Below are 11,025 nucleotides of genomic sequence, written 5' to 3'. Positions count from 1 at the left end.
CACCTTTCATTGGGACGGTCTAAGAAGCAAATTATAAAGGAATTTGATGAGGGAAATGAGAGTTGTCGAGATCAATCACATGTATTTAAATACGCTGGAATATCGGACATAAAAAGTGCGTATCGTCCTAACCAAGAACAACAGGCATCGTTATGGTCTTTTCCATCTCAACCTAACAAAAATAAAATTCCCCAAATGTCCGTACGGCGATTGAGCCATGAGCAAACTCTACGTTTAACCCAATGGACAACAGCACAACAGGCTACCTTGAATGATGTATTCATGACTGCATACTTCCGAGCTTTATCAAATTTCACTGTGTATGCAGAACCTCGCACTGCAGAAAAAATGATTGGCTTGACAATTGATTTACGTCGATATCTGCCTAATAATACAACTGGTGCTATTTGCAACTTATCCGGTATGGAAATGCCAGTGATTAAAATGGAAGACGATGAAACATTTAAGCAGACTCTTGTTCGAGTTAAACAATCAATGGATAAAATAAAGTCTCAAAATCCAGGTCTTTCTTCAGCAGCAGGAATGGAGCTACTGGCAGAAATGAAGCTATCTACAGTGAAGGAAATGTATAATCAGCAATATGAACAGGCTGTACAGATGGGGATGGCGTTGCCATTACTGACAAATTTCGGGGTGATCGCTGATGAACCTATTCAGTTTGGTGAAGTTCAAGCTGAGGACGGGTATATGACATCACCCATTATGTATGCGCCATTCTTTTCAATGGGTGCAAGCTTTTATAATGGAAGACTTACATTTACGATTGGTTATCATACACCGGATACATCAAAAGAAAAGGTAGACAAATTTTTAGAAAGTGTTGTTAATCAACTATCATAAATAAAAGAGAATATAGAGCAAAAATTTCTAGCAGAATTGTATTTTAGGGGCTCGTCCTTATGTCCATCAGGCTAATATTTTGAAGCACCACCAAAACAAAAATTTTATTTCTCAACAGTTATATATGAGAATTAAGCTCATTTTTTCGTTTTGGGGTAGTTCTGAATTCTTAAGTTGATGGGCATGGGGTCCCGCCACATCGCCATCAAGCTAACATTTTATAGCACCCCCAGAACAAAAAATCCTTCTATATGATAGAAAAGGATAGATAAAGGCATTTTAGCCTTATCTATCCTTTTCTGTATTAAAAATGATTACGTTTACTACTCAAAAACTTCTATTACTATTTTTATACACCATAACAAATTTAATTAGGTTGTGGTGTACTTTACAGGCGGTAAACTATCATATCTTAATAGTTCAGAATGTCTTCTAATAAAAGGAATAATCCACATTAAACCAATTGATATTAGCACAACAGACATTAAAAGAATGATAGTTAATTCAGGTTGTGCTGAAGGTGTGCTTGTAGTTGTAGACTTTAAAGCAGAAAAGATATCTCTTGAAGCTACAATTATATTATTAACCATGTGAGCTATTATAGAAGGGAATAAACTTTTAGTTTTCAAGTACATTAAACAAGAAATAATCCCAAATATTGTGGTTCCAAATACATTGTTTAGATGTAAAACACCGAAGCAGATCGAAGAGAATATAACTGCTTTTTTTATTCCGAATTTATATGTAAAACGACTAAGAATAAAGCCTCTGAACAAAATTTCTTCACAGATAGGAGCAACGAAAGAAAGAGTTATAGCTTTCATTAAAACAAACCACATGCTTTGTGTTTTAACTATTTCGTTTGTATCCTCTAGCGAAGTGCTCTTTGGTATTAATGAGAATACCATTACGATTAGCAATAACATACCTAACCCGAAAATCATAGTCATAATTGCTGATGCAAAAATTTTTCTGAAAGAAAAGGAAGATGGTTTTGACAAGTAAGTTTTAAACGAGATATTATATCTTTTAAATTTAAAACCAATCCAAAACATAGGGATAGCATAAATTGAAATAATAAGAGCAATATTCAACTTTACATCTTTAGGGATTTCTGTGAATAATAAAGTCAAAATAAACATCATTATTACAAAAGAGATAATAGCCCACATTAAAATGAACCTGGTTTTCATATGTTCAAAAATTTTATCCATTAATAGCCTCCTGTAGTTTTATGTATAGTATTCTATATTTTATTATATCATTTTAAAGGTATTTTTTGGTATTTTATCTAATGTAGGTTATCCGCTATTTTGGGTCACGTTACATCGATATCAAGCTAAGATTTTACACTACCCATACAGTAAAAATGAAGTTATTTCTGTAGAATTATAGGAAAGGATGGCGTTTCTTTATGAATCTTTCGATTCTTGATGAACTTCAGCTGATTGCTGAAGAATTACAACGACATATGTCTCCTCATGTTCTCGAACACCTGGCCAAAGAAAAAGGATTCGTTCAGCGAAAGAGTAAATATCAAGCAAAGGAATTAGTTGCTTTATGTGTATGGCTTAGTCAACAGGTGGCAAGTACATCACTCACACAATTATGTAGCTGTCTTGAAGTATCTACCGGTGTTCTTATCAGTCCTGAAGGACTTAATCAACGATTTAATGTTTCCGCAGTACAGTTTCTTGAACAAGTTCTAGCTAACCTTCTAATTCAAAAAATCCATTCAACACAAGAAATGATTCATCAATATACTACGATATTTAAGCGCATTCGGGTTCTAGATTCTACAACATTTCAGCTTCCTGATAAGTTTTCTTCACATTATCAAGGTTCAGGTGGAAGTAGCCATACTGCAGGAGTTAAAATTCAATTGGAGTATGACCTATTAAGTGGAAAGTTTCTGCACGTTTATGTAGGAGAAGGAAGAGAAAATGATAAAACTTTTGGTTCAACAAGCCTACAATCCATGCAACCAAAAGACTTGTTCATAAGAGATTTGGGTTATTTCGACTTACATGATTTACAGAAGATCCATGATAAAGGAGGTTACTATGTTTCACGTTTGAAATTAAATTCTCGAATCTATTGTAAGAATGATAATCCAGATTATTTTCGAAATGGGACCGTGAAGAAAGGAACACTATATATTCAGTTAGATATGGAAGAACTCATGAATCAATTGACCCCTGGTCAAACAATGGAGATTTCAGAAGCATACATTGGGCAGTATCAAAAATTACCAGCTCGTGTTATTATTCATCGATTAACAAAAGAACAAACAGAGAAAAGATTGAAGGAACAAGCCAAAAAAGAAAAGAAGAAAGGTATTACCTACAAAGAACGAAGTAAAAGGTTGAGTGGAATCAACGTGTATATAACGAATCTTTCTGCAGAAAATGTTCCAACGGAACATATCCACGACTTGTATTCATTACGCTGGCAAATTGAAATCTTGTTCAAAACATGGAAATCTTTCTTTCAAATTGACAAGTGCAAAGAAATCAAGAAAGAGCGCTTAGAATGCCATTTATATGGACAACTCATTAGTATTTTACTTTGTTCATCAACGATGTTCAAAATGCGTCAGTTACTCTTGGATAAGAAAAAGAAAGAGCTAAGTGAATACAAATCCATCTATATGATAAAAAATTATTATCTATTGTTTTATGAAGGATTACAGCAGGGCATCCATGAATTATCAAAAGTTTTACTACGTTTATTTGATCTTTTAGAGAAAAATGGGAGAAAATCTCACCGGTACAAGAAGAAAACCGTCTTTGATATCTTAGGTGTTGTATATGATTATACGTTGTCACAAAGTTTCAAAGTTGCATAATATTTTTAAAAATACCTATTTAATAGGTTTATTTGTTATGCCCATATTTAGTACAGTCGTAGAAATTTTTTTAAATACCCCTCACATATATCCACTTAGCACCCTTAAGTTGATGGGCATGTGGCGATACCCCATGCCCATCAAGCTAACAAGAACGAGTTACCCCAAAACAATAAAAAGCGAGCAAAATGTAAAAATTTTTCGTTCTGAGGGTATTATGAGATCTTAAGTTGATGGATGTGTGGCGAGACTATATGAAAGAAGGTTTTGCTCTTTTAACCAAAAACGGTCGTTTATGGTTAGATGAACTACTTACAGCTTTTTATGTAGTGCCTATTTTTTAAGATGTAATAAAAGGTAGAACAGTTGTATCATGAATTTGCCAAATTCCTTGTATCTGTTGTCCCATATGGAAGAATCTCGTATATTTTTGCAGCAAGTGCCTGAGGAGACTCCCTTGACCCTCTTTTAATCCAATCGGTAACAATATTGAAGATACCGCCTGCTAAAAACAGGATTTGCATTCTGCTCATGTCATGATTATGCGTAATGTCCGCTTGAAAGACCTTTTCCATTGTATAATTCAAATACTCAAGCATCATACTAGATATATTTAAATCAATTAACTTTCCTGACGGCTTCTGTGCAGACACAAACCCCTCTATGATATATTCAATAATTAGCTGCATACTTTCATATGGATCCAAACTATCAACCTCTTTTAAAAATTGTTGAACAATTTCATCCACAGATGCTTGTACCACGTCGTAAACGTTTCGGTAGTATTTGTAGAATGTGACTCTGGCAACTCCAGCCTTTTTACAAATAGCTGTTACGGTTATATCTTGCAATTTATGTTCATGCAACAGTGCGCTCAATGCCTCCATAATGTATGTTTGAGAGTGTATACTGTCTTCTCTTGACTTCCTCAAAGCTAACACATCCCTTCATTCTGTTCGTTTTAAGTGCAAATCAGCACATAGTGCTTGAAAGATGAAAATTCACTGCTATACTTACACATGTAAGTACAATTGTTAGTGTAGTGATAACGTCATTGTATAAAAGGACATTATTGCTGTCAATGTGTGCCATTTCCGTTGTTTCCTATTGGAAGTTTACCGCCATTTTACAATCTATAAATAGGGAGGGATATTCAGATACAATCTATAATAAGTATTTTAAAATCTTATTATGCAAATTATATGAAAATAAGTGTTTGTGCGTTTGTTGATTACAACGTAAGAAAAAGTAAAATTTTCGACAAGAATAGGATGAGATTCAATTGGCAAAACATCTGTATAAGTTAGGATATTGGGCAGTAAATCATAGGAAGAAGGTTGTATTCAGCGCACTCGCAATTCTTATTGCATTAGTGCTTTTTGCAGTCAACATGGGTTCCTCTTTCAAGGACGAGCTGAGTATTCCGAATACACCAGCAGATAAAGCAGGAAAAGTAATTGAAAAAGAATTTAAAGCGATGCAACCAGCAGGTGCCCAAGTAAAAGTGGCATTTAAAGCACCAAAAAACGAAACCTTGGAGTCAGCCGAAGTACAACAGAAAATTGCAGGAGTTCTTGAAGAGATAAAAAAAGACTCAGCTGTTGATTCTGTGGCGGCACCGACGCAACTGCAGAACCTCAGTGAAGATAAGACAATTGGATATGCAGTTGTTACGTACAAAATAAAAGCAGAAAAGGTTACAGAAGCTTCTAAAGATAAGATTTTAGATAGTATTGAAACAACAAGGGATACCGGCATTCAAACGGAGTTATCAGGAGGCGATGTTACGTTTTCTGACTCAGAGACTTCAGGTATGACTGAAATTGTCGGAGTTCTTGTTGCCTTCGTAGTCCTGGCATTTACCTTTGTGTCTTTTTTAGTAGCTGGACTGCCGATTCTCACTGCGATAATCGGATTAGCAATTGGAATGCTAGGAATCATGATTGGAACCAATTATGTGGAAATCCAATCAGTTTCCTTATCATTAGCTGCTATGCTAGGACTCGCAGTAGGCATAGACTATGCACTCTTCATTATCAATCGTTTTAGACAGCAGCTTGCACAAGGAGATTCTGTTCCAGAATCTGTTGCCATCGCAACGGGAACAGCGGGAAGTGCCGTAATCTTCGCGGGATTAACTGTTATTATAGGTCTTTTGGGACTGTCTGTTACAAAGATTCCATTCCTGACAGCGATGGGCGTATCAGCTGCCTTTACTGTGCTTGCAGCTGTGTTGGTTTCCGTCATCATATTACCAGCCATTTTGGGACTTGTCGGCCATAAGATTGCCCCATCTAAACAAAATCGATTCTTGCAAAAGATGACTGGGGCAGGTAAGAAACATGCTGGTTCAAATAAATGGGGAGAATTTGTCATAAGACGTCCTTTGATTGTTACGATCTTCTCAATCGGACTACTTGCAGTGATTTCAATTCCGTTTTTCCATATGAACCTTGGCCTGCCTTCTGATGGAACAACAAAGTCCACAGAAACGACAGAAAGAAGAGCATATGATTTATTGACGGAAGCGTATGGGGAAGGATTTCATGCTTCTTTAATGGTAGTAGCAAAATCAGAAGAAGCAACAGCTGAAACGCAAAATGCTATGAACACCATCGCAAAAGAATTGGGTAACCTACCTGACGTGAAAAGTGTGACACCAGCTATCCCTGGGCCTTCTGGAAAGATTTATATGATTTCTATTACACCAAAAGCTGGACCTGACGATACAAAGACAAAGGATTTGGTAAAAGCAATCAGGGACAAATCAAACCAAACCGAGAAAAAAAATGAAATTGAACTAATGGTAACGGGCACAGCAGCGATGAATATTGATATTGTGCAAAAGCTGAGTGACGCCTTGCCAGTTTTCGCTGCCCTTATTGTGGGACTTGCGTATGTACTCTTAGTTCTAGTGTTTAGATCTCTGCTCGTTCCATTAAAAGCCGTATTAGGGTTTCTACTTTCTCTTGGTGCTACGTTGGGAGCCGTGGTATTTTTCGTGCAGGATGGCCATTTCCAAAATATATTTGGGTTCCCGGCTGCCGGTCCAATTTTAGCCTTCTTGCCTGTCATTCTGATTGGCATCTTGTTCGGACTCGCCATGGACTATGAGGTGTTCCTAGTGAGCAAGATGCGGGAAGTATATACGCATACAGGTGATCCGAAGAGAGCTATTGTAGAAGGAATGCGGGAGAGCGGGAGAGTCGTAGTCGCAGCGGGATTAATTATGATGTCTGTATTTATTGGATTCATGCTGGCGCCTGATACCATCATTAAATCCATAGGTATGGCTCTTACATTCGGTGTTTTCTTTGACGCATTCATCGTGAGAATGACAATCGTACCTGCAGTCATGATTCTCATGGGTAAGTCAGCCTGGTACTTGCCAAAATGGCTGGATAAAATTTTGCCTAACATTGATGTTGAAGGAGAAAGCATTATACATCGCGTAGAAAACAAAAGTGAGAAAATATATAAACAGAACAGTTAAAGTTAATTCATAGTTGTATTCATTTAAAAAACGCTTCCCTATAAGGAGTTCAAACGAGATACGGGTAAATACGGGTTATAGACTGGAATTTACTTCCGAAGATTGACCTGTTTATCTTTTATACAGCTATATTCTCTTCTATTGGTTACGGAATGTTTTGTAAATCAATCACATAATCGCCAAAACGTTTTAGATGCTTCGTCATATATGGGCTTAACATCACCAGATTTTCTCGTGAGAATCGATATCCCTCTCTTTTGAGGTGTCATAAAATCATAGTTATAGCAACAACATTTTGAAAAATGACTGCATAGGCAACGAAATCATTATATCTAATACGTCTTTCTTGTTCTACTGGATCATTTTCAGTAATAATTACATTCCCACCAAAGAATATCAAGCTTTGAAAATTTAACGTGCAATTTTTCCGTCTGTATTCCAAGTAGGAAAAGGGTCTGCTTAGGTTTGAGCAGACCCTTTTTTATAATACTAGGTGTAAGTTCTTATACATTAAGTACGAACGGATGCTTTTCTCCAGTTATAGAATGGTCTTTAATGATTATAAGTATTATTATAATCATTACTACAGTATATATGTTGATCACTACACGTCTTTGTATATCAACCTTAATATTTTTCCTTTTTCGACTAAACTAGCTAATAGAAACTTCTCTGTTATTCAATTAAAGGGCGCTTTAATTAAATAAGTTTTTGAATTACGGTTCAGTTTAGAAGCGATATAATTAAATAAACGATACCGTCCATGAAATTTATATTAAAAATAACCGGTTATATTCAGACCGAGGACATGGATGTAGGAGGTTAATCGATGACACAAGTACAAATACCCAACCGACGAATAGAAAAAAAGCGCAACTTCAAATTAGTCAAGTTTACAGGGATTGCTGTTTTGTTGCTTGCTCTAATCATGGCTACCTTCACCATTTGGACACCTCAGCCGAGCATTTGGGCGCTCCAAATGCTCGGCAGCAAGAATAATCCTGAAAATTTTGGCTCCCACCCATCCGATTTTCCCGTTCTTATGAAACAAACTCGGGTTCTCTCTGACATCTCATATCCATCCAAGTACCAAGAAAATAAATTGGACCTTTACCTTCCTCAAACTGATTCGAAGCCACTGCCTGTGATCATCTTTATCCACGGTGGAGGCTTTATTAGTGGAGACAAGTATATGCCTGCCGATTATTCAAGGGCGCTAGCCTCGAAAGGCTTTGCTGTAGTATCCATGAATTACGAGTTAGCGCCAGGGGCCACTTTGTTTGATCAGACGAAGCAAGTCGGCGAGGTATTGTCTTATTTGCAGCAGTTAGCTCAAAAATACCCCTTGGACCCATCGCAGGTGATCTTGGCTGGTTCCTCAGCGGGGGCTTTCTTGGCCGGGGAGTTTGCCCTGATCCAAACCAATTCTGAATATGCAAATCTCGTGGGAGTCCCGCAATCCGTATCGACGAATACAATCAAGGGCTTATTACTATATAGCGCCCCCTACGATATTACAGCATTTCAGCATAGTGATCTAAAGCCCGTGCAACAATTCATAATCAAACGTATGGGCTGGGGCATTTTGGGTGATAAGAACTGGATGGACAATCCGAAGTTTGATGTCTTAAATCTGTCAAAGTATATCACTAAAGACTTCCCTCCTGCATTTGTAACCGACGGCAACACGAATTCATTTGAAACACAAGCCAGGACTTTCGTCGCTACACTTCAAGAAAAAGACGTCCCAGTTACTTCTTTATTTTTCGATCCCAACGAGATAAAAGCGGGTCACGGCTATCAGTTTGATATGGCCTCTCCGGCCAGTATACTTAGTCTGAAGCAGACAAATGAGTTTCTGAAGGGAATCACTTCCTCTAACTAATCTTTGAGGTATTTGCCCGATCAATCTGTTTTATAAAAATTACATTCTTATATTAAAAGAGCAACTCCATTTTGAAAAAAGATTGATCAAAATGGAGTTGCTTTTTTTTGTTGCTAAACAAAAATTAAAAGGAGTCTTTTAATCAAACTTTATTCTAAAACTACAACATTCAAATAAAATAATTATCTTTGAGGTAACACCACATTGCCGTCGAGCTAAAAAACGTATCTATAATATGAAAAAACACGCTATTCTTTTTGTAGAATCATAGGAAAGGATGGCGTTTTTGTATGTCTATTTCTGTGTCTGACGAATTACAACTATTCGCTCAAGAAATTCAAAGATTTTTATCTCCAAATATCTTACGAGGATTTGCTAGGGATGTCGGTTTCGTACAACGAACCAGTAAATACCAAGCAAAAGATTTAGTCGCTTTATGTGTATGGATGAGCCAAAGTGTCGCTACTACTTCTTTAACTCAATTATCTAGCTGTTTAGAAGCATCAACAGAAGTACTCATCAGTCCAGAGGGACTGAATCAACGATTTAATAAAGCGGCCGTCCAATTTTTACAACACCTATTAGCTGAACTACTAAACCAAAAATTGACCTCATCTATGCCAATTTCTTCTCCATATACTTCTATTTTCAAACGTATTCGTATTTTAGATTCAACTGCATTTCAACTTCCAGATCCCTTTTCGTTCGTTTATCCAGGTGCAGGAGGATGCAGCCATACAGCGGGAGTAAAGATACAGCTTGAGTATGATTTATTAAGTGGACAGTTCCTTCATATTCATACAGGCCCAGGTAAACAACATAATCGAACCTACGGTTCCCTGTGTGTCCCAACTGTAACAGCGAATGATTTATGTATCCGAGATTTAGGTTATTTTCATTTGAAAGATCTTCAACATATACAAGAGAAAAAGGCTTATTATATTTCACGTATCAAATCGAATACACGTATTTATCAAAAAAATCCTAACCCTAATTATTTTCAAGATGGCAGAATCAAGAAAGGTACAGAGTATATCCAGATAGATATGGAGGTTTTAATGAACTCTCTTCAACCAGGACAAACATGTGAAATATCCAACGCTTACGTAGGAATGACTCATAAAGTCCCAACTCGTGTGATTGTTCATCGACTAACAAAAGAACAACAGCAAAAACGATTACAAGATCAAACCGTAAGAGAAAAAAAGAAAGGAATGAAGTATTCCGCTCGTAGTAAACGACTTAGTGGTATCAATGTATATATTACAAATACTCCTACAGATATTGTCCCAATGGGACAAGTACATGATTGGTATTCTTTACGTTGGCAAATCGAGATTTTATTTAAAACGTGGAAATCATTCTTTCATATTCATCATTGTAAAAAGATAAAACGAGAACGATTGGAATGCCATTTGTATGGGCAATTGATTGCCATTCTACTCTGTTCTTCTACCATGTTTCAAATGCGTCAATTACTTCTTATGAAAAAGAAACGAGAACTGAGTGAATACAAAGCGATTTATATGATTAAAGATTACTTTCTTCTTCTTTTCCAAGCTATACAGAAAGACACCCAAGAGCTATCAAAGATTCTCATTCGCCTGTTCAACCTCCTACAGCAAAACGGGAGAAAATCTCATCGATATGAGAAAAAAACAGTCTTTGATATATTAGGTGTCGTTTACAATTGTACCATGTCTGATAATCAAGTGGCTTAAATTTAAAAAATGAAACCCATTAGGGTTTATTTCGTATGCAAATCTTTAAATTCCCTACACCTAGCCTTTAGAAAAAAGAAACAACCTCTACTATAATTGACGTTGTATTTTGTTAGCTTGATAGCGATGTGGCGGTACCCCACATCCATCAACTTAAGGTATATGTTTATACAAAGGCGGATCTTTCCATGTAGTTTTTCATTATTTTTTATAGATA

7 protein-coding genes and 1 pseudogene are annotated in these 11,025 nt (G+C 36.5%); 5 read left to right on the top strand and 3 right to left on the bottom strand.

The genetic code is table 11. The features are described 5' to 3' along the window. Positions 1 to 861: condensation domain-containing protein (locus tag HFD78_RS28650; RefSeq protein WP_481747113.1), on the top strand; the 861-nt coding region annotated here is incomplete at its 5' end. A 371-nt stretch (positions 862 to 1,232) separates the two neighbouring features. Here HFD78_RS28650 and HFD78_RS28645 read toward each other — a convergent pair. After that, the gene (locus HFD78_RS28645; protein ID WP_000357772.1) at positions 1,233 to 2,075 is read right to left on the bottom strand and encodes a type II CAAX endopeptidase family protein; all 843 of its coding nucleotides are present in this window, start codon (positions 2,073 to 2,075) and stop codon (positions 1,233 to 1,235) included. Between the two features lie 200 nt (positions 2,076 to 2,275). On the opposite strand from HFD78_RS28645, the gene HFD78_RS28640 reads away from it, so the two are divergent. Continuing rightward, positions 2,276 to 3,709 (top strand): IS4 family transposase, encoded by a 1,434-nt coding sequence (locus tag HFD78_RS28640; RefSeq protein WP_001053919.1) that lies wholly within the window; start codon positions 2,276 to 2,278, stop codon positions 3,707 to 3,709. 371 nt (positions 3,710 to 4,080) lie between these two features. Here HFD78_RS28640 and HFD78_RS28635 read toward each other — a convergent pair whose 3' ends face one another. Further along, complete coding sequence (locus HFD78_RS28635) at positions 4,081 to 4,596, bottom strand: TetR/AcrR family transcriptional regulator (RefSeq protein ID WP_000387847.1); 516 nt, start codon at positions 4,594 to 4,596, stop codon at positions 4,081 to 4,083. 395 nt (positions 4,597 to 4,991) lie between these two features. Between HFD78_RS28635 and HFD78_RS28630 the strand changes: the two genes are divergently transcribed. Beyond that, on the top strand, positions 4,992 to 7,202 hold the full coding sequence (locus HFD78_RS28630; protein WP_170952449.1) for an MMPL family transporter: 2,211 nt from the start codon (positions 4,992 to 4,994) through the stop codon (positions 7,200 to 7,202). Between the two features lie 145 nt (positions 7,203 to 7,347). Here the strand turns inward: HFD78_RS28630 and HFD78_RS30020 are convergent. Next, a pseudogene (locus tag HFD78_RS30020) lies at positions 7,348 to 7,611 on the bottom strand (Tn3 family transposase); the annotation flags it as partial. Positions 7,612 to 8,031: 420 nt separating this feature from the next. Between HFD78_RS30020 and HFD78_RS28625 the strand changes: the two are divergent. Next, complete coding sequence (locus HFD78_RS28625) at positions 8,032 to 9,087, top strand: alpha/beta hydrolase (RefSeq protein WP_000195524.1); 1,056 nt, start codon at positions 8,032 to 8,034, stop codon at positions 9,085 to 9,087. Between the two features lie 290 nt (positions 9,088 to 9,377). After that, the gene (locus HFD78_RS28620; RefSeq protein ID WP_000028456.1) at positions 9,378 to 10,808 is read left to right on the top strand and encodes an IS4 family transposase; all 1,431 of its coding nucleotides are present in this window, start codon (positions 9,378 to 9,380) and stop codon (positions 10,806 to 10,808) included. Positions 10,809 to 11,025: the final 217 nt, after the last annotated feature.

This window comes from Bacillus sp. EKM501B, from assembly GCF_011800505.1.
Lineage (GTDB): Bacteria > Bacillota > Bacilli > Bacillales > Bacillaceae_G > Bacillus_A > Bacillus_A cereus.
The sequence above is the reverse complement of the archived record's forward strand: the minus strand, read 5'-3'. Positions and strand labels throughout refer to the sequence as shown.

Bases quoted from the DNA above. Each gene is read 5' to 3' on its own strand.
- HFD78_RS28645 (WP_000357772.1), bottom strand. From the start codon at position 2,075: ATGGATAAAATTTTTGAACATATGAAAACCAGGTTCATTTTAATGTGG.
- HFD78_RS28640 (WP_001053919.1), top strand. From the start codon at position 2,276: ATGAATCTTTCGATTCTTGATGAACTTCAGCTGATTGCTGAAGAATTA.
- HFD78_RS28635 (WP_000387847.1), bottom strand. From the start codon at position 4,596: ATGGAGGCATTGAGCGCACTGTTGCATGAACATAAATTGCAAGATATA.
- HFD78_RS28625 (WP_000195524.1), top strand. From the start codon at position 8,032: ATGACACAAGTACAAATACCCAACCGACGAATAGAAAAAAAGCGCAAC.
- HFD78_RS28620 (WP_000028456.1), top strand. From the start codon at position 9,378: ATGTCTATTTCTGTGTCTGACGAATTACAACTATTCGCTCAAGAAATT.